This is a genomic window from Streptomyces sp. CB01635, assembly GCF_002803065.1.
Taxonomy (GTDB): Bacteria; Actinomycetota; Actinomycetes; order Streptomycetales; family Streptomycetaceae; genus Streptomyces.
The window spans coordinates 19,324-43,888 of sequence record NZ_NNBL01000017.1 but is presented as its reverse complement, the minus strand read 5'-3'; the positions used below and the strand labels follow the sequence as shown (position 1 = coordinate 43,888).

General features: G+C 70.2%; 23 protein-coding genes and 7 pseudogenes. 9 read left to right on the top strand and 21 right to left on the bottom strand.

The genetic code is table 11. The features are described 5' to 3' along the window. Positions 1-100 precede the first annotated feature (100 nt). Together CG723_RS31300 and CG723_RS48035 are read right to left on the bottom strand one after the other, a co-directional pair. Positions 101-1,057, bottom strand: a complete 957-nt coding sequence (locus CG723_RS31300; protein WP_100596887.1) for a LysR family transcriptional regulator — start codon at positions 1,055-1,057, stop codon at positions 101-103. A 238-nt stretch (positions 1,058-1,295) separates the two neighbouring features. Beyond that, positions 1,296-1,587, bottom strand: a pseudogene (locus CG723_RS48035) (FCD domain-containing protein); the annotation flags it as partial. Positions 1,588-1,689: 102 nt separating this feature from the next. Here CG723_RS48035 and CG723_RS31290 point away from each other — a divergent pair. Beyond that, the gene (locus tag CG723_RS31290) at positions 1,690-2,646 is read left to right on the top strand and encodes an IS481 family transposase (RefSeq protein WP_100596886.1); all 957 of its coding nucleotides are present in this window, start codon (positions 1,690-1,692) and stop codon (positions 2,644-2,646) included. A gap of 176 nt (positions 2,647-2,822) precedes the next feature. After that, positions 2,823-3,062 (top strand): annotated as a pseudogene (locus CG723_RS48030) (potassium transporter TrkA); the annotation flags it as partial. A 178-nt stretch (positions 3,063-3,240) separates the two neighbouring features. On the opposite strand, the gene CG723_RS31280 reads toward CG723_RS48030, so the two are convergent. Together CG723_RS31280 and CG723_RS46505 are read right to left on the bottom strand one after the other, a co-directional pair. Continuing rightward, entirely contained in the window at positions 3,241-3,840 is a 600-nt protein-coding gene (locus tag CG723_RS31280; RefSeq protein WP_100596885.1) for a hypothetical protein, read from the bottom strand. Continuing rightward, positions 3,837-4,007 (bottom strand): hypothetical protein, encoded by a 171-nt coding sequence (locus tag CG723_RS46505; protein WP_159032595.1) that lies wholly within the window; start codon positions 4,005-4,007, stop codon positions 3,837-3,839. The genes CG723_RS31280 and CG723_RS46505 overlap by 4 nt, the downstream gene beginning before the upstream one ends. Positions 4,008-4,018: 11 nt before the next feature. On the opposite strand from CG723_RS46505, the pseudogene CG723_RS48025 reads away from it, so the two are divergent. The 4 genes and pseudogenes from CG723_RS48025 to CG723_RS47055 all read left to right on the top strand — a co-directional run. After that, a pseudogene (locus CG723_RS48025) lies at positions 4,019-4,230 on the top strand (transposase); the annotation flags it as partial. A gap of 160 nt (positions 4,231-4,390) precedes the next feature. Continuing rightward, complete coding sequence (locus CG723_RS31270) at positions 4,391-4,678, top strand: hypothetical protein (RefSeq protein WP_100596884.1); 288 nt, start codon at positions 4,391-4,393, stop codon at positions 4,676-4,678. Positions 4,679-5,423: 745 nt separating this feature from the next. Further along, entirely contained in the window at positions 5,424-6,818 is a 1,395-nt protein-coding gene (ltrA, locus tag CG723_RS31265) for a group II intron reverse transcriptase/maturase (RefSeq protein WP_234374622.1), read from the top strand. 180 nt (positions 6,819-6,998) lie between these two features. Further along, a pseudogene (locus tag CG723_RS47055) lies at positions 6,999-7,141 on the top strand (IS21-like element helper ATPase IstB); the annotation flags it as partial. A gap of 9 nt (positions 7,142-7,150) precedes the next feature. On the opposite strand, the gene CG723_RS31260 reads toward CG723_RS47055, so the two are convergent. From CG723_RS31260 to CG723_RS31250, 4 genes are all read right to left on the bottom strand, one after another. Beyond that, positions 7,151-7,831: an HAD family hydrolase gene (locus CG723_RS31260; protein WP_234374621.1), complete on the bottom strand. Its 681-nt coding sequence runs from the start codon at positions 7,829-7,831 to the stop codon at positions 7,151-7,153. A 216-nt stretch (positions 7,832-8,047) separates the two neighbouring features. After that, positions 8,048-9,109, bottom strand: a complete 1,062-nt coding sequence (locus CG723_RS31255; RefSeq protein ID WP_234374620.1) for a transposase — start codon at positions 9,107-9,109, stop codon at positions 8,048-8,050. Then, the gene (locus tag CG723_RS48020; protein ID WP_234374619.1) at positions 9,060-9,509 is read right to left on the bottom strand and encodes a transposase family protein; all 450 of its coding nucleotides are present in this window, start codon (positions 9,507-9,509) and stop codon (positions 9,060-9,062) included. The genes CG723_RS31255 and CG723_RS48020 overlap by 50 nt, the downstream gene beginning before the upstream one ends. Before the next feature lie 236 nt (positions 9,510-9,745). Next, positions 9,746-10,576, bottom strand: a complete 831-nt coding sequence (locus CG723_RS31250; RefSeq protein WP_100596882.1) for an oxidoreductase — start codon at positions 10,574-10,576, stop codon at positions 9,746-9,748. Between the two features lie 92 nt (positions 10,577-10,668). Here CG723_RS31250 and CG723_RS31245 point away from each other — a divergent pair, with 92 nt between their 5' ends. Then, positions 10,669-11,238, top strand: coding sequence for a TetR/AcrR family transcriptional regulator (locus CG723_RS31245; protein ID WP_100596881.1), 570 nt, complete (start codon positions 10,669-10,671; stop codon positions 11,236-11,238). A 401-nt stretch (positions 11,239-11,639) separates the two neighbouring features. Next, entirely contained in the window at positions 11,640-12,185 is a 546-nt protein-coding gene (locus tag CG723_RS31240) for a GNAT family N-acetyltransferase (protein ID WP_100596880.1), read from the top strand. A gap of 152 nt (positions 12,186-12,337) precedes the next feature. Here the strand turns inward: CG723_RS31240 and CG723_RS31235 are convergent, their stop codons facing one another. The 13 genes and pseudogenes from CG723_RS31235 to CG723_RS31180 all read right to left on the bottom strand — a co-directional run bounded on the left by CG723_RS31235 (position 12,338) and on the right by CG723_RS31180 (position 23,187). Further along, positions 12,338-12,637: a hypothetical protein gene (locus tag CG723_RS31235; RefSeq protein WP_100596879.1), complete on the bottom strand. Its 300-nt coding sequence runs from the start codon at positions 12,635-12,637 to the stop codon at positions 12,338-12,340. Positions 12,638-12,671: 34 nt separating this feature from the next. Then, positions 12,672-13,025 carry a hypothetical protein gene (locus tag CG723_RS31230; RefSeq protein ID WP_234374618.1) on the bottom strand — a complete coding sequence of 118 codons (354 nt, stop codon included), beginning with the start codon at positions 13,023-13,025 and terminating at the stop codon, positions 12,672-12,674. A 489-nt stretch (positions 13,026-13,514) separates the two neighbouring features. Next, a complete protein-coding gene (locus tag CG723_RS31225) occupies positions 13,515-14,666 on the bottom strand; it encodes a PP2C family protein-serine/threonine phosphatase (RefSeq protein WP_100596878.1) in 1,152 nt (383 codons plus the stop codon). Then, on the bottom strand, positions 14,663-15,409 hold the full coding sequence (locus CG723_RS31220; protein ID WP_100596877.1) for a TetR/AcrR family transcriptional regulator: 747 nt from the start codon (positions 15,407-15,409) through the stop codon (positions 14,663-14,665). Before CG723_RS31220 ends, CG723_RS31225 begins: the two co-directional genes overlap by 4 nt. A 125-nt stretch (positions 15,410-15,534) precedes the next feature. Then, positions 15,535-15,841, bottom strand: a pseudogene (locus CG723_RS31215) (transposase); the annotation flags it as partial. 292 nt (positions 15,842-16,133) lie between these two features. Then, positions 16,134-16,257: pseudogene (locus tag CG723_RS49325) on the bottom strand (IS5/IS1182 family transposase); the annotation flags it as partial. Between the two features lie 4 nt (positions 16,258-16,261). Next, a pseudogene (locus CG723_RS49320) lies at positions 16,262-16,441 on the bottom strand (oxidoreductase); the annotation flags it as partial. A 304-nt stretch (positions 16,442-16,745) separates the two neighbouring features. Next, positions 16,746-16,883, bottom strand: a complete 138-nt coding sequence (locus tag CG723_RS46500; protein ID WP_159032594.1) for a hypothetical protein — start codon at positions 16,881-16,883, stop codon at positions 16,746-16,748. Between the two features lie 58 nt (positions 16,884-16,941). Beyond that, positions 16,942-17,853, bottom strand: a complete 912-nt coding sequence (locus CG723_RS31200; RefSeq protein ID WP_100596876.1) for a polysaccharide deacetylase family protein — start codon at positions 17,851-17,853, stop codon at positions 16,942-16,944. Positions 17,854-17,869: 16 nt separating this feature from the next. Continuing rightward, positions 17,870-18,643, bottom strand: coding sequence for an SDR family NAD(P)-dependent oxidoreductase (locus CG723_RS31195; protein WP_159032593.1), 774 nt, complete (start codon positions 18,641-18,643; stop codon positions 17,870-17,872). Beyond that, positions 18,640-20,037: an amidohydrolase gene (locus tag CG723_RS31190; protein WP_159032592.1), complete on the bottom strand. Its 1,398-nt coding sequence runs from the start codon at positions 20,035-20,037 to the stop codon at positions 18,640-18,642. The genes CG723_RS31195 and CG723_RS31190 overlap by 4 nt, the downstream gene beginning before the upstream one ends. Then, on the bottom strand, positions 20,034-21,353 hold the full coding sequence (locus tag CG723_RS31185; RefSeq protein WP_100596874.1) for an MFS transporter: 1,320 nt from the start codon (positions 21,351-21,353) through the stop codon (positions 20,034-20,036). Before CG723_RS31185 ends, CG723_RS31190 begins: the two co-directional genes overlap by 4 nt. A 28-nt stretch (positions 21,354-21,381) precedes the next feature. After that, positions 21,382-23,187, bottom strand: a complete 1,806-nt coding sequence (locus CG723_RS31180; protein WP_159032591.1) for a PucR family transcriptional regulator — start codon at positions 23,185-23,187, stop codon at positions 21,382-21,384. Positions 23,188-23,295: 108 nt separating this feature from the next. Here CG723_RS31180 and CG723_RS31175 point away from each other — a divergent pair, with 108 nt between their 5' ends. Then, positions 23,296-24,468: a M20/M25/M40 family metallo-hydrolase gene (locus CG723_RS31175; protein WP_100596872.1), complete on the top strand. Its 1,173-nt coding sequence runs from the start codon at positions 23,296-23,298 to the stop codon at positions 24,466-24,468. Positions 24,469-24,565 lie beyond the last annotated feature (97 nt).

The following is a 24,565-nucleotide window of genomic DNA, read 5'->3' as shown; positions in this document are numbered from 1 at the left end:
AACGCGGCTCTCACTGCATGCCCCGCACCGTAGGCGGACCGTCTCGCCGGAGGGAATGCCCAGGTCAATAGAGCGTTCGACTGGGAGGTATCAATTCCGTTTATGGTCCAAGGCGGGCCGCCGCCCGGGCCACCAGGTCACGCAGCCAGCTGTGCGCCGGGTCCTCGTCGTGGCTCGCGTCCCACCAGAGATGCTCTTCCAGCGGATCGAGCGATACCGGGCAGGCGAGCGTGCGCAGCCCGTGCGCGGACCTCAGCGGCGCGGCGAGCCGCTCCGGAACGAGCGCCACCCGCCGCGTTCCGGAGATGAAGTCGGGCACGGCCCGGTAGCTCTCCACGCGTACGGCGATCCGTGGCCGGATGCCCAGGGTGCTCAGCTGCCGGGTCGCCGGAGCGGCCGACGGGTAGCCCTCGTCCCGGTGGTAGGGCACCACCCACGGCAGCCGTGCCAGGTCCTCGATGCCGAACGACTCGGTCCCGCACAGCGGGTGGTCGGCGGACACCAGGCAGACCCACCGGTCCTGGAAGAGCGGAGCCGAGTGGACACCTGGGGTGCGGAAGTGGCCCAGCGGCGGGGAGACCATGGCGTCGACGAGCCGGATCGCGTCGCCCGCGCCACTGCCCAGGGTCTCCCTGATGAGCTGGACGTGGAGCGCCGCATGCGGCGCCTCGCGGTCGAACAGCCGTGACAGCGCGGGGCCGAGGACCGTCGCCTGGTAGTCGGCCATCAGCAGCGTGAACTCCCGCTCGGTGGTGTCGGGGTCGAACGCCCTGCCTGTCGCGAAGAGCCTCTCGGCGGCCGCGCACACGGTCTCGACCTGCCCGGCCAGCTGCGCGGCGAGCGGCGTCAGGACGTAGGCACCCTGCACCCGGGCGAGCAGCTCGTCCCCGAAATGCCGGCGCAGCCGGGACAGCGCGGCGCTGACGGCGGGCTGGGTGACGCCGAGGTTCCGGGCGGCCCGGGTGACGTTCCGCTCGCGCAGCAGCGCTCGCAGCGTCACCAGGAGGTTGAGATCGAGGTTCGCGAGGTGCGTGGGACGGGACTGCCGTGGGCTCATATGCCCGAGATTCTGCCCCACGCACGACGGCCTTTTCCATCCTTCACCTCCGGGCCGCCTCCGCGGTCGGGGAGGCGGTCACCGCCGCCCGAGCAGGGCGGCGGTGCATGGCGTGCCCCGGCACGCGCCGCCCGCCGCCCCTTCGGCTGCCGACCTCCGGTCCTCTGCCACGGCGGCGGGCCGCCGGCGTCCTCACCCGGCGCTCCTCGTGGGCGCTGCGCTCCTCATGGGCCTCGCGCGTCTCGTCGACCAGCGTGCCGTGGAACACGGATGTGCTTCTCGACGAGATCGGCCGCCTGCGCGCCCTCCCCCGCGCGCACCAGCTCGGTGCCGCCGTGGCCGGCCAGTCCTCGGCTCCCTGCAACGCCCGAAGGATCAGCGGGCGCAGTGACTCGCGTACGGAGGACGTGAGCTGGTTGCCGGAGCTGCGGGCCATCTGGACGTGGAACCGGGTGACCGAGATCGTTGAACTCGGGCACCCCCACGTTCGGCTCCCGCATGCGCGCGAGAAGCGCCTCCGCCTGCTCTAGGTGTATTGAGCATGAGCGTTGTTGACACGCGCGGGTCTTGAAGAAGGCGAAGGCCTCCGTGTGTGGTGGAGGTGTCGAAGTCTGCACCGCACGGAGGCCTTCATGTCCCACCGTAACGCCCGCCTGACCCTGCACGGCAGGCGGATCCTGGTCGAACGGGTCTGTTCCGGCCGCCCGATCGCGCACGTCGCCGCGGAAATGGGCATCTCCCGTCCCACCGCCTACAAGTGGGTCCGCCGCTGGCGAGCGGAGGGCGAACCGGGCCTGCTAGATCGCCCCAGCAGCCCCTACAGCACACCGCGCCGAACCCCTGCGGAGCTCGAGAAACTGGTCTGCGAGCTGCGCGTCAGCCGCAAGCTCGGGCCGGCCAGGATCGGCCCGATCCTGGGCATGCCCGCCTCCACCGTGCACCGCGTCCTGGTCCGCCAGGGCCTCAACCGGCTGTCCTTCCTCGACCGGCCCACCGGGCAGGTCATTCGCCGCTACGAACGCGAGAAGCCCGGCGAACTCATCCACGTCGACGTGAAGAAGCTCGGCCGGATACCGGACGGCGGCGGACACAAGACCCTGGGGCGCCAGGCCGGCCGGGCCACCCGCTCCGCCATGGGCTTCGACTACGTCCACTCCGCCGTCGACGACCACTCCCGCCTCGCCTACAGCGAGATCCACCGGGACGAGAAAGTCGCGACCTGCGCGGCCTTCCTGGCCCGCGCGGCCGCGTTCTTCCACTCCCACGGCATCACCCGCATCGAGCGGGTTCTCACCGACAACGCGTGGGCCTATCGCAAAGGCCTGGCCTGGAAGGCCGTCCTCGCCGACCTCGGCGCGACGGGCAAGCTGACCCGCGCCTACCGGCCGCAGACCAACGGCAAGGTCGAACGCTTCAATCGCACCCTGCTCGACGAATGGGCCTACCTGCGGCCCTACACCTCAAACGACGAGCGGACAGCGGCCCTGCCAGACTTCCTCCACACCTACAACCACCACCGCTGCCACACCGCACTCGGCGGCAACCCGCCCATCACCCGCGTCAACAACCCTGCGGGTCAATACATCTAGGTCCTCCGCGGACGCGTGCTCGGCGGCAGCCGTGAAGCTGGAACGCTGCAGACCACCGCCCGCGGCTGCGGCACTGCGGATGACTGAAGGGCCCGCCCTCTGTAAGCCGGCGGCCGCGGCCAGGTGGTGCCACGTCGGGCAACGCTGTCCCCGGCGCGGGTGGCGGATCAGGTCCGCTGCCGAGTGCCGTCGACGAGGTGCGCTACGACCTCGTGACACTGGAGCGGCGGCGCCTGTCGGTGGTCGCCCACCGGGACGGGCATCGCACGCTGACCTCGTCCCGCGAGGGCGCCCCGCACGCCTGCGACCTGTCCGTGCGGCTGGGCTCGGAGGAGGCCATAGCCCTCGCCGACGCGCTGATGCCCGACCACCACAGTCCGAGCGTGCTGTCGACGACCGACCTGGGACTGGTGGCGCTCCTGGGCCTGGTGCTCGATGGGAGCGGGGGGCTGCGCCTCGCGGGCGAAGTACCGCCCTTCGCTCAGCGGCGGGTGGTCGAAAGCGTGGAGGCCGGGCGGGCAACTAAGGCCCGGGGGGCCGGTGTTGGGGGCCGCGCTGGCTGCGGGGAGGTAGTTGTGGGTCATGGTGCGCCTTTCAGTGCGGGCGGGATGCGGCTTCCGTCATGGCGCCGTTCGGCCGGCCGGGCATGCCCTCGAGGACAAAGGCGGCGGCGGGGATCGGGTCGGCGGCGAGGGCCTCGGCGGCCGGGCGCTCCTCGGCGACCGTGGCTCTCGGGTCGGCGGGGCCGTACAGGCGGGCGAGAGAGTCCACGGTGACGATCAGGTGGTGGCCGGGCTCGAAGACGCGGGCGTCGCCCATGACGCTGTCGGCGTGGGTGCGGGTGGTGCAGGTGAGGCGGACCCACGGGGTGGGTCCGTTGAACGCCTTCACGGTGCCGACGGTGCGGTCCTCGAGGCAGACGGCGGCGATCACGTCCATGCCGGGTCGGACCATGTCGGCGCGCACGGGGATCGCGGTCCCGTCGGCGACGGCCGGGTACGTCTCGGCAAGGTAGGCCAGGAGGGCATCGTCGACCGGGCCGGTGAGTTCCTGGACGGTCGGGCGCTGCTCCTGCACGGCCGGGGTGTCGCCCTGGTGGGCGGGGCGCAGCTCCACGGTGCCACGGGCGGCCTCGGAGACGATGCGGGCGTGGCCTCGGCTCTCGCGGGCGCTGCGCTGGCCCGGCTGCGTCATCGCCGCGTGGAGCTCGGCGAGCGCGTCGCGGGTGTCGACGGCTCGGGGGCGCCGCCGTTGACGATGCGGACGTGCTGGCGCTCCTCGGCGGGGGCCGGCTGCAGGCAGCGCATGGGGCTGGGGCGGGCAGCGTCGTACGCGCTGCTACTGCCCGAGGAGTTCGCCACGCTCTATGCACCACGGCAAGGTCTATGTCTCGGAGCATCTGACCAGCGTCTGCCGCCGGATGGGCATCTCGATCCAGCCGGCCCGGCTGCGAACGGGCGGGACAAAGGACCGGTAGAGCGTTATTTCCGCACCGTGCGTGAGGGCATCTTGGAGGCGCTGCCCGGCTACAAGGGCCCTGATATCCACTCGCGGGGCGAGTGCCCGGAGGATGACGCGTTCTTCCCCTGACCAGCACGCCGGTGCGGAGGCTCAGGCCATGGCCGGATCTGGTCCCTGAGAACCGCAACTCCCCACAATTCTGGATGTGTTGTCAGTGGTGGCTGCTTTCCTGGTGGGTCCCGTGCGCGAGGGGCGCACTGGGTCTGGACGGGGGAGCAACCAAGTGGTGCACGTGAGGGAGTACGTCCGCGCGGACGGCACGAGGGTGCGGGCGCACTCGCGGTGGGCGGCCGGGGCGCGGCGGGAGATGAGTGTCCTGGCCGTCATCGCCCTGGTGGTCGTTGGCTTCGCCGGCACCACGGGGAGCGGCAGCGCAGACGGCTTCAACAAGCAGAGGCCCCGGCCCCGGTCGACGGCCGTGTATCCGGTGAAGTTCCGGGACTGGGACGGGCTGCGGCCCCGGCCGACGCCGACGGTCTCGTATCCGATCCCGTGGGACCGGGGCCACTGAGCGAGAGCACCCAGAATGCGAACAGGGCCCGGATGAATCCGGGCCCTGTGGCTCTGCTCATGAGTTGTGGGTTCTGGCACAGATCTTGGTTGCGCCGTGAGGCGCTGTTGGTTCGAGTGGAGGTGGAAGACCTGCACCAACCCGCTGTCGCAGCAGTCGGGTTGAAGCTGAGGGCAGCCTGATCCGGGTGATGCCGGGGAGGGTGAGAGCGGCCCTGACAAAGCCGGGACGTGCCCAGTACTGCCAGATGGGGCGGGTCCGGCAAGCGTGATGGAGAGGAGTACGCGAGGAACCGGCGTCTTACGTCTCTTAAAGTGCCTCCGGCTCGAACCTGGCGGATCTGGGCCGGGAGCGGTGCGTATGCAGGTCATCCTTTCGGGTGGTCTGACAACTCCTGGGTCGGTCTACGAAAGCTGGCCGGGAGGCCACGAGGAAAGCCTGCGGCGTACTCGTGGCGATGCCGCAGGGACACAGTCGGGCTCCTCCTTCATCGAGCGAACCACAGTGAACACGGGAACTGTCCCGAACCTCGCCCTGTCACTTGTCTCCATCAGGCTGCCGGGGCTGAGCGCATCGACCGCTGATCGGTTGGGGACGGGGCGGAGCCGCCGTAGTACTCCGAGGCCGGGAGAGCCGGCCGCATGGGGAAGGGCGGCAGCGGTATCGAGAAGGGAAGGATGCTGCAATGCCGGAAGACGCCCCGCCGAATGGCGGAGCTCTGGGCCCTCGGGCCCGGGTACTGGAGATGCAGACCAAGCTTCACCGTTGGACGGTGGCCGATACCGGCCGCCGGTTCGATGACCTGTTCAACTTCGTGCACGACCCGGCGACGCTGTTGGTGGCGTTCGACCGGGTCGCGGGCAATCAGGGAGCCCGGACTCCCGGCGTCGACGGCCTGACAGCCACCGATGTCGAAGAGTCGATTGGTGTTCCCGGGTTCCTGAACGACCTACGGGCCGCTCTCAAGGACGGCACGTTCCGTCCTCTGCCGGTGCGGGAACGCATGATCCCCAAGCCGGGAGGCTCGGGGAAGGTCCGCAAGCTCGGGATTCCGACGATCGCGGACCGGGTCGTTCAGGCGGCGCTGAAGCTGGTGCTGGAACCGATCTTCGAGGCCGACTTCAAGCCGGTCTCCTATGGGTTCCGGCCCCGACGGCGGGCCCAGGACGCGATCGCCGAGATCCACTACTTCGGCACCCGGGGATATCGCTGGGTGCTGGATGCGGACATCGAGGCGTGCTTCGACTCGATCGACCACACGGCCCTCATGGACCGAGTGCGTCGCCGGGTGAAGGACAAGCGTGTCCTGACGCTGGTTAAAGCGTTCCTCAAGGCCGGAGTCCTCACGGAACTCGGCGAGAACAAGGAAACACTGACCGGCACCCCGCAAGGCGGCATCCTGTCCCCGCTACTGGCGAACATCGCCCTGTCGGCGCTCGACGAGCACCTCCACGGGCCCTGGGAACCAAGCGGGGCAATGGCCACCGAAGGCAAACGCGCCTATCGGCGTCGCAAAGGTCAACCCACGTGGCGGGTCGTCCGCTACGCGGATGACTTCGTCGTCCTGGTGCATGGCACCGAGGCCGACACCGCGGCACTGCGCGAAGAAGTCGCTGGCGTGCTCGAACCACTCGGCCTGCGTCTGTCGCAGGCCAAGACCCGGATCACGCACATGAGCGACGGGTTCGACTTCCTGGGGTTCCGCATCCAGTGGAAACGCAAAGGTGGCACGACCAAATGGCACGTCTACACCTTCATCGCCGACCGGCCCATCCGGTCGCTGAAGGCGAAGGTCCGTGCTCTGACAGGCAGGACATCGCAGCAGGATCTTGTCACCGTGCTGAAAAGAATCACTCAGATCATGCGCGGTTGGGCCAACTACTTCAAGCACGCGGTCGCCAAGCATGTCTTCGACAGGCTCGACGCCTTCGTGTGGTGGCGTCTCATCCGCATGCTGCGGGAACGTCACCGATGGAGTTGGGGCGACGTCCGCCGCCGATTCACCACCGCCAACGGGCGGTGGCGACCTATCGCGGCAGACGGGATCGAGCTGTTCCGGATCGCATCGGTAACGGTCAGCCGCTACCGATACCGGGCCAGCACGATCCCCAACCCATGGCAGCCTGCGAACCCCGTCTGACGGCAGAAACCGTGGAGAGCCCGTTGCGTTGAGAGACGCACGGCGGGTTCGGCGAGAGGTCCGGAGAAACGGACCGGGAGCAATCCCGGCACCGCGCTCCGGGCCTACTCAGCGGAGCCGTCGCAGAGGGTGACGTTGTCGTTCGAATTGCATGGGGTGATCACGAACTCCGCCAGCCCCATTGGTTGTACGAGGACCTTCACCGGTCCCCGTCTCTGCGCAGCCATCTCGACCGGCTCACCTTCAACGGCACCGTCATCGAAGCGGGCACCGACGCCTACCGTCTCGCCAGCACCCGCGCCGAACACGCAGAGGCGCGATGATCAACTGCTTCAACGCCTGGTCGGCAACCGCTGAAGACCGGCCAGGCCGACGTCATCCGAGCGGACCCGCTCTGGGGCCAGGGGCCCGGCATTCAGATGAGCTGCGATGCGCGTGACGGTCCGGGCATTGTCCTCGAACAGATGCGCCTGCATGCCCGCCGCCTGGGCGGCCTCAACGTTGACTGCGACGTCGTCGATGAACAGGCAGTGTTCCGGCCGCACGTCCAAGCTGGCGCATGCGGCCCTGAAGGCACGCAGGTCGGGCTTCTCGATGCCGATCTCGTGCGAGTAGACGATCTGCTCCACCAGCTCGTCGAAGTGATACAGCGACGTCTCCCGCTCCCGAGCGCCGACGAAGCTGTTGCTCAGGTTGCCCAGCCTGCAGCTTCCGCGCAGCCCTCGCACATAGTCGATCAACTCCTCGTTCGGCGTCCCCAGATACTCCGCCCAGAGATCAGCCATGAAGGCTTCAACCTGGGGGGCGTCGAGACTCAAACGGGCCGTCACCCGCTCGTGCACCTCTCGCTCGCTGATGCTCCCGACGCTCCCGGCCCGCCACACGTCGTGCATCCGTTCATGGACCGTGCCCAGAGGGAGCTTCAGCTGCTCTTCCCACCGTTGCACCCATCCTGTTTCCGGCGTGATCTCCAGCACGCCGCCGATGTCGAGAATGACGCAGGTCGCGGTCACGCGAACTCCCCCTCTCCGTCCTGGTCTGACCAGCGAGCGCGGACCGCCCGCTCATGTGATCGACTCAGACACTGTCGTCTCTCCCTCTGGGGCAAGGTCAAGCGATCTCCGAAGCTGTGACAGCGCTGTCGCAAGCAGCCGACCCGACTCGCCTGGATGAGCAGGTGCCTTGAAAAGCTCGGTCTGCCAAAGATCTTGGGGAGCCGTCCCTGAGCGTCACTGGAGCAGGATCATCTTGCGGAGTAGTTCGAATCCGGCTCGGCCATAGAGCTGCCTTTTGATCTTCTTGATGCGGTTCACCGCGCCCTCAATGCTGCCGGAGCTCCAGTCCAGGGTGAGCCCGGCTGTCACGGTGTCGAAGTCTCGATGCAGGCGCAGTGCGAAGCCGGTGAGGCCGGGTAGCTGGCTGGCGTCGACGGCGTCGATCCAGGTGGGGAGTGTGGAGCCGAGACGGTCGGTGAGGATCTCGCCGAAGTCGCGGACGTGTCCGGCGGCCTGGTCCAGTTCGGGGCAACGGGCCAGGACCTCCGTCAGGCCGGCTCTGTCTTCCTCGTTCAGGGTCGTGGGGTGTCGGGTGAGCCAGCCGGTCACCTGCCGCACCGTCGGCGGCTGCCGTGCCGCGTCGGCCGGAGTCCTGCGGAGGCCCGCGATGTGGGCGCGGACCATCTGATAGGTGACGTGCGCGTTGGCGGCAATGAGTTCGCCGTGCAGTCGGGTGACGCTGGTGCATCCCTCGGCGAACCGCCGCTCCAGGTAGGGCTTGTAGGGGTCCAGCCTGCTGGGCCGGGCCCGGTTCTCGCGAAGGGTGTCCTGCCAATGTGCGGCATTCGCGTACCGGAGCACGGTGTTGAGGCCCCAGCCCAGGTGCCGGGCAATCGCCCGGCGTGAGTGACCTTGGGCAAGGAGTTCGTGGACCAGGGCGTGCGCGGCCTTCTTGCGCTCGGCCCGCCGGCCGACGGGCGCCTGGTCGTCCTGCGGGCGGCCGGAAGCCAGTCGGGTGGCCTCCGGCAACATGCCACTGGGCGACGGGTCGCGCAGGCAGTCGCGGTGGGCGGCGACGCAGGTCTCAACGGCCCGACCGAGGCCCTGCCACAGATGGAACCGGTCAGCGACCTGCAGAGCGCCGGGGGCGCCGCGCCGGGCACCTTCGGCGTAGGCGCCGGCCCGGTCCCGGCAGATGATCTCCACGCCGGGGTGACGGACCAGCCACGCGGCCAGCGGCCCGGCTTCACGCGTCGGGAGTACATCGACCACGCGATGGTCTTCGACGCTGGTCAAGACGGTGGAGTAGGTCTGGCCGCGAGGTGAACCGTGCGTGCGGGGCAGCCAGCCGGGAGAACGGCTCGGCGAACGTCCGGCGCGGGCAGTCCGCCACTCCGCAGATGAAACGTCGGACCGTCAACCGGATCACGAAGCCCTGTTCAGCGAGCGGAAGGTCCTTCAGCCTGCGCTGATAGCGGTCGTGGACTCGGTCCGAGAATCGGCCACAGTCCGGACATGCCGCCCCCACCGCGCGGCCTCTCGCCACCACCTCGACCGTGCCGAACGCGGCCGTAACCGTCTCGACATCCACATCGTCGATCCCGTCGAACACCAGCGAGTCCCAGAACGGCGCATCTGTCTGCATGACCAGCACCATCACCGTCCACAACCGACCCCAGCAGCCGCCGGCAGACACCTGAGGGAGCGTCAATTCCGATCGCAGGACGACAAGGCGTACGCCGTCTCACGCGAGCCAGTCCCTCGCAATCGAACATCGAGGTAACGTTCAGCGACCGCTCCCCAAGATCTGTGCCAGAACCGAGTTGTGACAGCACGTATGGGGGAGTTTGGGAGGCGCCGACGTGATCGGGGGAATCGAACTGTTCACGAGATTCGACAGCGCCTGCGCGTAGCGGGTACCTCCCGAATCGTTCAGCGGGGCAGGCCGACTGCGCGGGAGATGACGGTGTCGAAGGCGCGGTCGGGGAGGATCCGGCGCAGGGCTATGAGGGGGCGGGCGCCGAAGCCGGTGGCATAGCGGGTTTTGGGCCGGCGGGCGGTGACGGCTTTGGCGATGGCATCGGCGACGACGGCGGGCGGGGAGTTGCGCTTGGCGTTGGCCTCGGAGCGCAGTGAGGAGGCGATGGCGGTGGCCTGGGCGGTGTAGGGGCCGCTGGATGAGGACTTCTCCAGCTTGTGGGCGGCGATGGCGCCCCATTCGGTGGCGATGCCGCCGGGTTCGATGACGACAACGTCTATGCCGAAGGGCTTGGCCTCGAGGCGCAGGCAGTCGCTGAGGGCTTCGAGGGCGAACTTGGTGCCGTGGTACCAGCCGCCGAGCGGGGTGTAGATCTTGCCGCCCATCGAGGTGACGTTGACGACGGTGCCGGAACGCTGGGCGCGCATGTGAGGCAGGGCGAGCTGGGTCAGGCGCAGGGCGCCGAAGACGTTGACCTCGAACTGGTAGCGGGCCTCGTCCAGGGGGACGTCCTCGAGGGCGCCGTAGGAGCCGTAGCCGGCGTTGTTGACCAGGACGTCGATGCGGCCGGTCTCGGCGGTGATGCGCTCGACGCCGGAGCGCATGGAGTCCTCGTCGGTGACGTCCATCGCCAACGGGCGGATGCCGCGGTCGGCGAGTTTGTGGAGTCGGTCGGTGCGGCGGGCGGCACCGTAGACGGTGTAGCCGAGTTCCTGCAGCTTGAGGGCGGTGGCCTCACCGATGCCGGAAGAGGCACCGGTGACGAGGGCGGTCTTGGCGGGCATGGCTGGTTCCTTACGACTAGGATGAACCTTGGTTCACTATCTATCGTGAGCCATGGTTCACCTTTGTGCAAATAGAAGGGCTGACGAGCCTCATGACCCAGGCCAGGGCGCCGCGCGCCGACGCGGTCCGCAACCGCAAGAAGATCCTCACCGCGGCCGGTGAACAGATCACCGCCCACGGCCCGGATGTCGGGATGGACGAGATAGCCGCCGCCGCCGGCGTGGCCGTGGGCACCTTGTACCGGCACTTCCCCACCAAGACCGACCTGGTCGCGGCCGTCGTAGCCGAGTTCGTCGCCCGCGTCGCGGACGACGCCGAGGCCGCACTCGCCCGCGTCAGCACCGGAATCCGCGCCCTGGACGAGCTGACCGCGTTCCTCGGCCGCGTCATCGAGGCGTCCGTGACCGACCGCGCCGTCAAGGCCGCCGCCCAGGCCCTCGGCGCGGAGCCGGGCGACCGAGCCGCCGAGGATCGCGCGGGGGCCGCCGTCGCCGCCCTCATCCACGCAGGCCAGGCAGACGGCGACATCCACCCCGACGTCACCGTCAACGACATCTACCTGCTGTTCTCCACCGCCCCCACCGACCAGCCATCCGTCGACCGCTGGCTCACCCTCGTTGTTCCAGGACTGACCACCCAAGCCCGGCCCACAGACAGCTGAGGACCGGGAGATGCCCGGGCACCCGGGACTCGTCCGACAGCGGAGGTCACGGGGCGCTTCGGGCTGCTCCGGCCGGATCATCGGGGACACCGCCCGTACGGTGACCACGTGACGACCCGCCGTGCTCTTGGCTCCGGCCCCCAGGCCGCGCGCACCATCCGCGCCTGGCAGGGCCGACCTGATCGACGCCCTGCCAGGCATCCGCCTCCCGGACGTTGCCGAGCTGCGCGCCCGGGGCGTGGTCGCAGGCCCCACAGAGACAGCGCCGACCTCACGGCGAACCCTCGGAGCCGGCGGCCATGCCGACGAGGAGCCCCCGCCTGAGGTGGCGGTGCCTGGGCCGGTGAGTACCGGTCGGCGAGTCTTGATCACTTCTGAGCCTGCTGGCTAGGTTGGCCGGCATGACTGACCCCAGAGCCCTCGCTTGGCCACCTGCTCCGATCAAGACCGAGCGGCTCGCACTCCGCGAGTCCGAATCCCGGGATCGTCCGGCGGTCATCGAGCTCAACGCCTCGCCAGAGGTGGGCACCTACCTTGGTGGCCCTCAAGCGCGTGCCGAGCTCGAACGCACGGTGCCCGAGGTACCCGGGCAGCGCCCCGGCTTTTTCGTGATCGATCTTGACGGGGCGATGATCGGCACGATCATGCTCGGTCCGCACGCAGAGGGTCCGGGGCACGTCCGTCCGGACGTCGGGAAGACCGAGCTCGGCTACCTGCTCCTGCCGCAAGCGTGGGGACACGGGTACGCCACCGAGGCGTGCGCAGCGGCACTCGACTGGTTCGCCGATGCGCTTCCCGGCGAGGCGGTGGTGCTGCGCACCCAGACCGCCAACGAGCGCTCGATGGGCCTGGCGGCAAAGCTGGGGTTCACCGAGGTGGAGCGGTACGAGGACTACGGCGCCGAGCAGTGGTTCGGCGTGTGGAGGTCGGTCACGCCCTCCGATTGAACTCGTGCTCGACAACGCGGATTCGCAACTCGACAGCACCGCTGCGACGGAGCCCAGCGCTGTTGAACTCGTGAACATCTCACCAGGCGGAGACGGCCGAATGCCTCCCGAAACGCTGTCGAAGCGCTGTCCGTTCTCGTGGACGAAGCCAGTCAGGGCCCGCAGGCGCGTTGGGCCTGGGAGGTGGTCATGACGCGCTTCGCGTCGGCGTCCTGGAGTGCCTGCAGCTCGGACTTGTCCGGGTGGCCGTCAACGGCGATGCGGCGCTCCAGGTCCTTCTTGAGGGCGTTGTAGTCGTTCTCGGCGCTGTCGGCGGTGGCCATCGCCGTGGTGCACACGTCGCGCGTAGCGTTGGGAGTGGTGTGGCCGGCGGGAGCGGCATGGGCCATCGGGGAGAGCGCGAGCACCACCAGGGCGCCGGCCGCGATCGACGGCAGTCGCAGGGACATCATGGGGGAGGGCCTTTCGGTGGCGGAGGGGGTCGGGTCAGGACGACAGCGTGACCAGCCGGGTGTGGTCCTGTGCGTCGACGCACGCCTGGTAGGGGTTGGGGTCGCCCGGCCGCTCCTGGCACTGCCACGTGGTGCCCGCCCTGCGGACCTGGACGGGTTTGGCCGCCGTGCTGTGCCAGGCCTTGGTGTAGGCGGCCGCCGCCTGCAGCGCGGCGCGGCAGGACACGTTCCCGGCCGCCGACACCGCGAGCCCGGTGGCCCCATCCGTCCCGCAGTAGGCGGCCTTGGGGGCTGTGCCGGAATCGGCGAAAGACTGGGCCGGAGCGGCGAGGCAGAAGACGGCGGCGCCCCAGAGGACCACAATCCTTCTCATCCTGATCGAGTGCACGTCGATACCTCCTCATTCCGAGTTTCTCTGGGTTGCCTGGGCTGTGCGCTGTCTGGAGCCGGGTACCTGGTCGTGCTCCGCGCAACCGTCTCACTGCGTACCGGCGTCCCGGGTGCCACTGTCCTGCGTGACCGCGCCTACGGAGGTGAGGCGCCTACGGGCAACGCGTACGCGGGCTCCGCCATGTTCTCGCCAGAAGACCGACCTTCAAGTAGCGGCCCTGTCGGCTTCGGTTTAGGGGGCAACCGGATGACCCGGCACCGCCCGTGCCGTGGTTCCTTTACCTGTCGATCACGGCGGCGTACGAAGAACAGGTGGCCCGGCCCGGTTCGGCGAAAGCCGGGCCGGGCCTTCCGCCGTTGGAGACACAACCCGACAACGTGAACGCGCGGGCGCAACGCAAGTTTCGGGGCTCAGCGCAGAGCTGGCCGTAGTCCCGTCGTTGTCAGCGCCCGCCCATGGCCCGGTGTCCGGCGCCGCCGGCGCCGCTCACGCGTTCGCCGGTACCCGGCCCCTTTGGGCGACGACCATGGCCATGTCGTCGTTCATGCGACCGCCGGCATATTCCTCCAGGTCGGCGGTGATGGCTTCGACCAGCGTTCCGGGCGCCTGATCCGCCCAGATCGCGACTCGTTCGGCGAGCGGATAGAAGTCGCCCCTCTGGTCGCGGGCCTCGGTGACCCCGTCGGTGTAGAGGATCAGGCGGTCGCCCTCCTGGAAGGGGAAGGTGGCGGGGACGTACGCGCTGTCGGGCATGTCGCCGAGGGCCAGGCCCAGCGGCGGCGCGGGCTCGGGCACCTCGAGCGTCGTCACGGTGGCGCCCGACTGGCGCCACAGCAGGGGCGGCGGATGCCCGCAGCTGACCACGTGCACCACCGGCTCGTCGTCGGGGATGTCCACCATGACGGCGGTCACGAAGCGCTCGGCGAGGTCCGCCTCGGACGCCGAGAACTCGGCGAGGCCCCAGCGGACCGCGTCCTCCACGTAGGCGACCAGTTCGGGCAGCGGGATGTCGCGATGGGCGGCGGAGCGGAAGGCACCCAGCACGATCGCCGTGTCGCTGATGGAGGCGAGGCCCTTGCCGCGGACGTCCCCGATGATCAGCCGGGTGGAGTGGGAGGTGCGGGCTGAGGCGTACAGGTCGCCGCCGACGTAAGCGTCGGCCTCGGAGCTGTGATATTCCGAGGCGAGCCAGACCGGCCCGGCCCGCTCCGGGAGCGGCCGCAGTACGACGCGCTGTGCCGTGTCGGAGACCGAGCGCGCCCGGACCAGTGCCCGCTCATGCCGGTCCCGCAGATGCGTGAACACGACCAGAAGGACGGAGACCGCGGCGAGGGCGCACAGTTCGACCAGCACGCTCTCGGTCGTCAGGGCGTGCCGCTCCACCCCGGCGGCGACCAGCGCGAGCAGCGCGACGGAGCAGATCAGCGTCGTTGCGCGCGTGCCGGCCCCGATGGCGGTGACCGCCGTGGCAACGACGAGCAGGTGGGCGAGGTGGATGTCCGCAGGCAGGAAGGCGTCGGCCACCGGAACGGCCACGATCACCATCAGGGGACCGACCAGCCACAGTGGATGCGGCGCCACCCGCCGACAGGCCCGCGAGAGCCCGGCCGCCAAGGTCCTGATGGTCGCGGTACTCATTTCGCTGCTCCGGCGGGCGTCACTGCGTGGCGAGGGGGGCATGGCGCGCGGCCGTCCTGGGTGATTCGGGTGAGCCATTCGGCAAGGAGCCCTTGTTCTGCGGGGGTGAACGACGGCGGGGAAGCGGAGCGCAGCAGAGCGCCGAGGGTGGTGGCGGCCTGGGCCATCGTCAGCGGCGTGGACGGCGTTCCGGCGCCAGGCTCCGGAGTGAGGATGCCCGCGAGCGTGATATCCCTCACCTGGGCCGACAGATCGGTGCCGGGGCGGTCGTCGGGCCGAGCGAGCAGGGCGAGCGCGACACCGCTGTTTGCGCATGTCACGATCGTTGCCGCCCTGTCGGGCTCGATCGCCAGACCCCCGGCCTGCGCGACCCGCTCGAGCGTGGTGCGCAGGAGCGCGTGCAGCTCGCCGATGGCCTCCGGTACACACGACGGCCCGGGGGTGGCGATCAAGCGATAGAGATGGGGATGCTCCACAGCGAACTGGGTGTGCTGGTCCCAGCCGCGCCGCAGGTCGGCGACGGGGTCGTCGGTCGGCTCGGCGGCCCGCTTGGCGGCGAGGTACCTGGCCAGGCCGTGATCGACCACCGCGGCCAGGAGGCGGTCCTTGTCGCCGAAGAACCGGTAGATGACCGGTTGCTGCACACCCGCCTTCTCGGCGACGCTCCGGGTCGCCACGTCCCCCTTGGCGGAGGCTTCCAACAGTTCGGTCGCCGCCTCGAGAATCAGCGATCTCTTATCCACGTTATCGACGATACTCCGCTCGCAATCTGTATCAAAGAGTCATGTTTCCGGATCATCTGGTCGCGTATCGGCGGTGGGGGTGCCCCTATCTCTTTCGTCAAGGGGCGGGGCCGTTCTGTAGTGGTTCAGGCGGTTTGGGGGGTGGGGTGTGGTTCGAAGAAGGTGCCGTCGCGGAGCATGGCGAACAGGACGCCGACGCGGCGTCGGGCGAGACACATCAGAGCCTGTTTGTGGGGCTTCCCCTCGGCCTTCTTCCGCTCGTAGTAGGGCCCTGGACGCGAGGTCGGCCAAGGTCGCGAACGCGGAGAGATGGAGGGCCCGTTTGAGGTGCTTGTTGCCGCGGCGGGACGGGCTCTCGCCGCGGATCGAGGATCCGGGTCTGCGGGTGACGGGGGCGAGCCCCGCGTAGGCGGCGAGGTGGCCGGCGGTGGGGGGAGCGTCGCACGTCCCGTGCCGCTCACTGCTCACCCACTTGCTCATGAGCAGCTGGGCCTGGTGGTGCTCGGCGATGGTGCGGTTGGAGCGGCAGGTCGGGCAGCGCAGCAGGTGTGTCATGGCACTGGGCCGGTTGGCGAACTGCATGCCGTGTCCCTCAAAGGCAGGGTTTCGGCGTAGTCGCTTGACGTCCGGTTCCTGACGATCTGCCGACTCGGCGGGATCTGGAAACGTGACAGACGCGGACTTCCATGAGTGTGGACTCGCCGACGGTGTTCCTCTCCGACGCGCGACGCGGCGGCGTCGGGTCCATGCCGAACAACGGCGCGAGCGGGCAGAGTCAGGTGGGTGCGGCCGAACACGGTCACCAGCAGCATCCGGTCCTCCAGCGGCAGGCTCCAAGGGCGGGCCCTCAGTTTTTTGCAGGGTGCGGGTCACGCCCGCGACAACAGCCGTCGTAAGCACCCAGCCGAAGGCCATCAGCGCCTAGGCCACCGGCGGGAGGCCGTCGTCCTTCCAGTACCAGGCCGTGTGCTGGCCCAGACCACCGATGGGTATCAAGAGGTCGAGCGTGTAGACGAGGGGCTGGAACGGGGCTTTCCCCGGCCTCGCCGCCCAAGTGGTGCGTAAATCAACGCTCTGACGGAGAGGGTGAGCTCTCGGCCGGACCGCCGACCGTTGTGCGCGCGGGATGCGGTTTTCCCTGGTCAGATCACCGTACGCGCGACTGCCGCTACTCTTTTAGGTTGCGCCTTCTTCCTCTTGGGGGAGTGGTAGGCGCGGGTCTGGTCCACGGTGTAGACGTGTCGGTCGTTCACTTCCCATCGAGGACGGGCGAGGCGCCGTTCCCAGGCCGCCTCGACGACGTCGGGCCACCCCGCCGGCACCTTCGCAGCGCTGATCAGACCGTGCGAGCCTCGACCTGCTCCGGGCCGGAAAGGCTGCTCCAGAACTCGTGTCCAGTCACGGCCGTGGCGAGGCGCATGACGTCCGCCTTGAGCCGGGCGACCAGGGCCGTAAACCACCGCGCCAACGACACGACAGGTTCCCGGGCGGGTGCCCGGGAACCTGTCGTGCCTTCCGTCCCGCTCGGCCGGTCAGACGGGCCGGTACTGTCCCAGCTTGGCACCCGAGGAGACCAGGTCCGTGATCTGCTCGCAGGTGACGAACTCGATGCCCCGCGAGGCGACTTCGTCGAGCCAGTGCTCCAGGGCGAGGAGGCGGTGGCCCCGGCCGATCACCTCGGGGTGCATGGTGACGGTCAGGACACCGTCCTCGAAGTCCCGCACCATGTAGTCCAGGTCCGCCGTCCAGTTGGCGAACATCTCGGCCGGGTCGCGCAGCCCGGGCATGAGGCCGGACGGGGTCCGCAGGAACTCCAGGTACGGGAAGTCGTCCAGGCTCCAGGCGACCGGGATCTCCAGCAGACCGGCGGGTTCGCCCCAGCGGACCCCCGAATCGTCCAGGGAGTCCGGCGTGCGGCAGGGGTAGGGGGCGTAGTCGTGGCCCATCAGGCTGCTGTCGTAGACCAGCCCGTGCTCGACGAGCAGGTCGGCCGAGGCGTCGGACAGATCCCAGGCCGGGGCCCGGAAGCCGCGCGGCAGGGTGCCGGTGACCTCCTTCAGTGCGTCCAATGACCGCTGGAGCACGGCGCGTTCCTCGGTCGGCTCCAGTGCGGCGACGTTCTCGTGGGCGTGCCCGTGCACCGCCACCTCGTGGCCCCGCTCCATGAGCTCACGCGTCAGCTCGGGGTACGTGAGGGCGGTGTGCCCGGGTACGAACCAGGTCGCGGTGATGCCCCGGGTCTCCAGGATGTGCAGCAGCCGGGGTACGGCGACGGCCGCGAACTCCCCACGGGAGCGCGGGGTCGCGGTCAGCATGCCCCGGGCCATCCAGGAGGAGAGGGCGTCGAAGTCGAAGGTGACGCAGACGTATCCGCGCCGCGAGGTCGACGAATCCACCGAATCGGCAACGGCGTCACGGCTCGGCGGAGTGGTCGGGGTCGTCATCGTCGTTCTCCTCCCTTCAGCTCAGCGGCAGCGCGGCGTTGCCGGTGCCCGCGCCGCCGTCCACGGACAGCGACGCTCCGGTGATCCACTCGGCGTCCGGACCGCACAGGTAGGCGACCGCGGCCGCGATGTCCTCAGGGACACCCGCGCGGGGCCAGGGCTGTCCGCCGCGGATCGAGCGGACGTAGTCCGCGCCGAGCGGGTTCACCTCGCTGTCGACCTCGATGAAGCCCGGCGAGACCGCGTTGACGTGGATGCGGTGCTCCGCCAGTTCCAGGGCGAACGCCTTGGTGAGCATGTCCAGACCGGCCTTGGACGTGCAGTAGTGGGCGGCGCCGCGGCGGGCCCGGGCGGACGCGCCCGAGCTGATGTTGACGATGTGGCCGCCCGTACCGGCGTCGACCACACGCCGTGCGAAGGCCCGCGACAGCGAGAAGACCGCGGACAGGTTGACGTCCATGACCTGGTCCCACTGGTCGTCGCGCATCTCCAGGAGCGGGGCGCTCGGGTAGAGACCGGCGGCGTTGACCAGGATGTCCAGGCCGCCGAACACCTCCCAGGCGCGGTCGACGAAGTCGGGCAGCGAGGCGCGGTCGGTGAGGTCCACCTCCAGGGCGGCGAACGGCCCGGTGTTCTCCGCGACGAGGGGGGCGAGGCGGTCGGCGCGGAGGTCTGCGAGAACCACCTTGACGCCTTCCTTGCTCAGCCGCCTCGCGATGGCCGCCCCGATGCCTCCGGCCGCTCCGGTGACGAGCGCGATCCTCGGCTTCTTCCGCTCGGGGGTGCTCACAGTTCTCCTTCTGTCCCACGCACCGTGTCGTGGGTTCCGTCGTAATGGGTCAGGCCGTCGAATCCGGCCCGCAAATCGCTGTACCGGTCGGCGGTGGGCCGCTCGTCCGGTTCCGCCGCCGTACGCCGCTCGCGCCGCGCGAGGACGTCGTGCGCCCCGGCGGCGCCGTCGACCAGCAGGTCGATGACGCACCAGGCCATCAGCACGGCCGGTTCCAGCGCGGCGAGGACATGGTCGGTCACCGCGTAGTCGACGCTGTGCGCGTCCCCGGTGGCGCCCGCCGTGAAGGGGTGCAGCACCGGCATCACCGCACCGAGGTCCCCCATGTCGGTGGAGGCGCCGAGGTGCCGGCCGGGGGCCACCGAGTCCGGGCCGAAGAGCGCGGTCCCGTTGGTCCGGGCCAGCGCGACCAGGGCCGGGTCCTGGTGGTGGGGAAGGTAGTTCAGGGTGGTTTCCACGGTTGCCCCGGCGCCCAGCGCCACCGTTCCCGCGCGTGCGGCACGGTCGACGGCGGCGCAGGCGCCGCGCAGGGCGTCCAGGGTGCGCGCCCGGATCACGACTTCGAGTTCGGCGCGGTCCGGTACGGCGGTGGGCGCGTCGCCCCCGTGCAGCAGCACGGCGTTGACGCGTACCGCGTCCTCGTCGCGGAAGGTGTCCCGCTGGGCGTCGATCGCGCTGATCGCCAGCGTCGCCGCCTTCAGGGCGTTCACGCCGTGCCAGGGGGACGAACCGGCGTGGCTGGCCCGGCCGGTGAAGACGATCCGCTTCACCACCGAGCCGTTGTGGCTGTCCCCGACGCTGAGGCGGGCGGGCTGCCCCGACGTGTGGCAGAGCATCGCCATGTCCACATCGTCGAAGGCACCCCGGGCGAGCAGGTCGGCCTTGCCGACCAGGTGCTTCAGCTCACCGGCCCGTACCCGCTCGCGCCGCCATTCCAGCTCCACGCTCTCCTCGGCCGGCACCGCGAGGAACGCCACGTCCCCCTCCAGGTGCCGCCGGACGGCGGCCAGGCCGACCGCCGCGCCGATCATCGACGCCACCTGGGCGTGGTGGCCGCAGGCGTGGGCGGCACCGGTCTCCGGGTCGGCGAGCGGGTGCCGGGGCAGCACCAGGGCGTCCAGTTCGCCGAGCACGGCGACGGTGGGGCCCGGTGTGCGCCCGGACATGTGCGCCTTCACCCCGGTGAGGGAGAGGCCGCTCTCGAAGGGGAGCCCCAGCTCCGTGAACCACCCGGCCACCGTCGCGGCGGACCGGTGCTCACGGAAACCGGTCTCCGGGTGGCGCTGCAGGTCCTCGCTGAGGTCCAGCAGCCGTTCCCGGCAGGCCTCGATCGCCGCGCGCGCCCGCTCCTTGAGCTGCGCGGCCGGTACAGGGCCGGGTACGGAGGCAGTCACGCGGCAGTCACCGCGACGGCCGGGGCGGACTTCTTCTCCGACAGGTCCAGGTGACGGCCGAGGCCGGCCCGGAACGCCTCCGGGGTCTGCGGGGTGACCAGCGCGCCGACGATTGCCAGGACGCAGCCGACGCCGAGGAAGGAGAAGGCCACACCGTAGGAGAAGCGCTCCGCGAGGAAGCCCATCACGAACGGGGAGATGGCCCCGGCCAGCTGGCCGCCGAAGTTCACCATGCCGCCGCCGACACCCGCGTACTCGGGCGGCAGCATGCGCAGCGGCAGACCGAAGATCTGCATGTAGGCGAGGTACATCACGAGGGTTCCGCAGGTCTCCCAGACGATGAACTCGGTCGCCGAACCGGCGCGCACCATCATCACGAGCAGACCGGCCGTGACTAGCATGACGGGGATGACCACGCGACGGTGGTTGCCCTGGAGGAAGCGGTCGAAGAGGTAGCCGCCGGCCATCATGCTGATCGCCGCGGCGACCCACGGGACACCGGACATCAGGCCGACGCCGGTGAGCGAGACGTGCTTGTTCTCGCGCAGGTAGGACGGCACCCAGGAGACCAGGCCCCAGCCGATGATGTTGAACCCGCAGAACATCAGGGTGAAGCGCCACATCATCGAGGACTTGAGCAGTCCCATAGCCTGCCGCAGCGACACCTGGGCGACCGGCTCCGGGGCGGCCTTCTTCCCGGACGCGGCGGCCAGCTCCTCGGTCGTCAGCGGCTTGGGCAGCCCTTTCCACAGCACGAACACGATCATCAGGCCGAGGATGGACACCGCCCAGAACGCCCCGCGCCAGCCGAAGGCGACGATGAGCGGCGCGGCGACGATGGGGGCGATCGCGGAGCCCAGCGGGTTGGACGCGGACATGATGCCGTTGGCGGTCAGCCGCTGCTCCGGGGTGGTGCGCTCGCTCAGCGCCTTGATGGACGCGGCCGGGTACATGCCCTGGAAGATGCCGAAGACGGCCCGGATCGCGATCATCGACGTCAGGCCCACGGCCAGTCCGCTGGCGGCGGTAAAGATCGTCCAGCCGCCGGCGGCCAGCAGCATGGTGCGGCGGGCCCCCTTGGTGTCGGCGAGGATGCCGCCGGGGATCTGCATCAGCGCGTAGGTGATGAAGAAGGCGGTGAGTATCAGGCCCTGCATCGTGGTGCCGAGGCCGAACTCGTCACCGATGTCAGGCAGGGCAAGGGTAATCACCAGCCGGTCGATGTAATCGATCAGCCAGGTCATGAAAAGCACGGCGACGGCGGCCACGGCCACTCGCTTGGCTGAGCGTGCCCTGGAGCTCTTGCCCTCTGTCATCTTCCACCTCCACGCAGATTCCGGTCGTTCACAACCCGGTACCGGTCGCCGGGTGGTGGTGGTCAGTAGTGTGCAAACCAGGCGCACCCCCACGGTTTGTGGGGGGCGAAGAGGTTTTCGGTATTTTCTCGTGCTCGACAACAAGTCCGGCCGGACCGAGGGCGAAGAGCTGTACGGCGGCGTTCAACCGCTCGTAAGGATCGCCCAGATCGAGCCCGGTCAACTCACGGATACGACCCAACCGGTAACGCAGGGTGTTGGCGTGGACGTTCAGTTCCCGCGAGGCCGCCGCGGTGTCCCCGAAGGCGTCCAGATACGCCGCCAAAGTCTCGGTGTACGCGGTGCCGCGCCGCTGATCGTGCGCGCGCAGCCGGTGCACGGGCCCCTCCTGGAGACGCCGGTCGGCGGTGACGGTCTCGCCCAGCAGCAGCAGGTTGGCCGTGCCGCGTACGTCCTCCAGGCAGGCGCTGCGGACCTCGTCGCGCCGGGCGAGGGCCCGTACCACCAGCTCCGCCTCCATCCGGCTGGCGGGCAGCTCCCCCAGGTGGGGCACGCAGGGGCCGATCCCGATACGCGGCCGGGCCCCGACGGCTTCCGCGACGGCGGCGCCGACCGCGTCCGCGGCCCGCCGCATGCCGTCCCGGTCCGCCGGACCGACCAGGGCGAGCACGACCCGGGAGGGGCCGGTGGTGGCCAGCGCGCGCCACCGGTAACCGGCGAGTCGGCGCAGCGCCTCCTCGCGGGCCCGGTACAGGTCGGCGGCGCCGAGACGGGCGTCGTGCGCGGACAGGTCCGCGATCATCACGGAGACCGGCGTGCCAGGTTCGACGGCCAGGTGGGACGCGGCCAGGCGCGGGTCGACGTCCCCGAGCAGGGCCCGGCCGAAGAGTTCCTCGTCCAGCCGGCGCCGGGCCACCTCCTCCTGGTCGAGGCCGAGCAGTACGCCGAGGGCGACCGTCGCGGCGTCCGCGAGCAGCGCGGAGGCGTTCGCGGCCAGCGGTTCGGCGCCCTCGGCCACCCAGATCGAGCCCAGGTTCTCCGTACCGGCGCGCACCGCCGCCGCGAGCCGACGTCCCGCGCCCAGTTCAGGCACGGCCGCCACGTCGACGACCTCGGAGCCGGACCAGAGCCGCCGGTAGACGCCGAGTTCGACCAGCCGGGCCCGGTAGCCGACCGGGCCGTGCTGGTCGAGCACGGCCGCTCGGCGCATCTCGTCGTCGCCGGGGCCCAGGCGGGAGGTGGCGAGCAGTTCCTGACTGGGCGTGAAGATCATCACCGAGCCGTTGACGAGCCGGGAGAGGGCATTGGCGAGGCTCACCAGGTCGTGCCGCCGTCCGAGCATCGCGGCCCGCTGCGTCCCGGGGCCGATGCGTACGGCCAGCAGGGCGCGCAGCCGTCCGATCAGGTCGGTCCAGTCCTGATCGGCCGCCAGGGCCAGGACTGCCACCCCGTGCTCCGTACCGAGAGCGCCCGCGTCGCGGAGCCCCGTACCGTCCCCGCCATTCTTGACGATCACCGCGCTCGCGCCGCTCCCGGCCGCCGCGCGGATCAGTTCCCGCGCCTCGCCGCCGGTCCCGATGCCCAGCAGCAGTCCCCCGGGCCGGTCCGGTCCGCTGCGGCCCGACCCAGCCGGGCCCTCGTGCACGGCCAGGGTGCGGACGGGGGCCCCCAGACCGTGCGGGGCGGCACACACGGCGACGGTTCCGGGGCCCAGGCAGTCCACGACGGTGGCCAGGGTCACAGGGGCGTCGGCACCCGTCTGCCCGGTGACGCGGGGGGCATCGGCGGCCATCTGCCCGGCAGCGCCGGAGTTCTCCGGTTTGTGGTCAGACACGGCCGATCAGCTCCAAAACTTGGGGGGTCGCACAAACCATCGCATGTCACGACGGGGCAATCATGCAGAGGCGTATCCCCACGGAAGCCGCGCCAAAGGAGTCCCGCCGTGCCCGCACCCCAAGTCCTCGATCCGCGTGATCTGCTCCACCGGCTCACCGCCGAGACCCCGTCCATGATCGCGGACCTGGAACGGCTGGTGGCCGCCGAGTCGCCATCCTCGGACGGTGAAGCCCTGGGTGTGTGCCGTGACGTCCTGGCCGACATCGGCACCCGTATCCTCGGCACCGCCCCCTCGGTCCTGCCGGGCGACCCCGACAACGGGCGCCCCGGCGGGCTGCTGTGGCAGCTGGGCCCGGCCGATGCGCGACCCGTACTGCTGGTGGGGCACTTCGACACGGTGTGGCCGCGCAAGACGCTGCAGCGCCGCCCGTTCCGGGTGGACGGCACCCGGGCGACCGGCCCCGGCGTCTTCGACATGAAGGCCGGCCTGATCCAGGGCCTGTACGGGGTGGCGCGGCTCCGCGAGCTGGCCGGTGAGGACCCCGCCGTCGCGTTCCTGGTAACCGCCGACGAGGAGATCGGCTCCCCGGCCGGCGGCCGCGTCGTGACCGAGTGGGCGCGCAAGTCCCGTGCGGCGCTGGTGCTGGAGGGGGCGGCGGACGGCGGCGCGCTGAAGCACGCCCGCAAGGGCTGGTCGTTCTACGACATCCGCGTCGAGGGTGTCGCCGCGCACGCGGGCCTGGAGCCCGGCAAGGGCCGCAACGCCCTGACCGACCTCGCCCGGATCGTCGTCGCGCTGGAGTCCCTCGCCGCGGACGACGACCGGATCACCGTCACGCCGACGATGGCCCACGCGGGCACGACGCAGAACACCGTTCCCGACCGCGCGTACGTCACCGTCGACGTCCGCATCCCCGATGTCGTGGCCCAGACGGAGATCGACGCCGAGCTGCGCCGTCTCGTGGCCGAAACGGCGCGACTCCCGTACGAGATCACGGGCGGCCCCAACCGCCCGCCCCTGGAAGAAGCCTCCGCCACGGACCTGCTGAAGACGGCCCGTATCTGCGCCGACGACCTGGGCCTGGACTGGCCCGGCTCGGCGGCGGTGGGCGGCATCTCCGACGGCAACCTGTGCGCGGCGGCGGGCACCCCCACCCTGGACGGCCTCGGCGCGGTGGGCGGCGGACCACACGCCGAGCACGAGTGGGTCGACGTGGGCCGTATGGCGGAGCGGGCGGCCCTGGTCGGGCGAATGGTGGGGAGCCTGCCGGAGGAGTGAGCCCCGGGCGGGTTCCGGGTTCGGGTTCGGGTTCCGGGTCCCGGGTTCCGTGCGGAAGGTGCAGCACGGCCCCAGCAAGTTCCGTGATGTGCGTCGT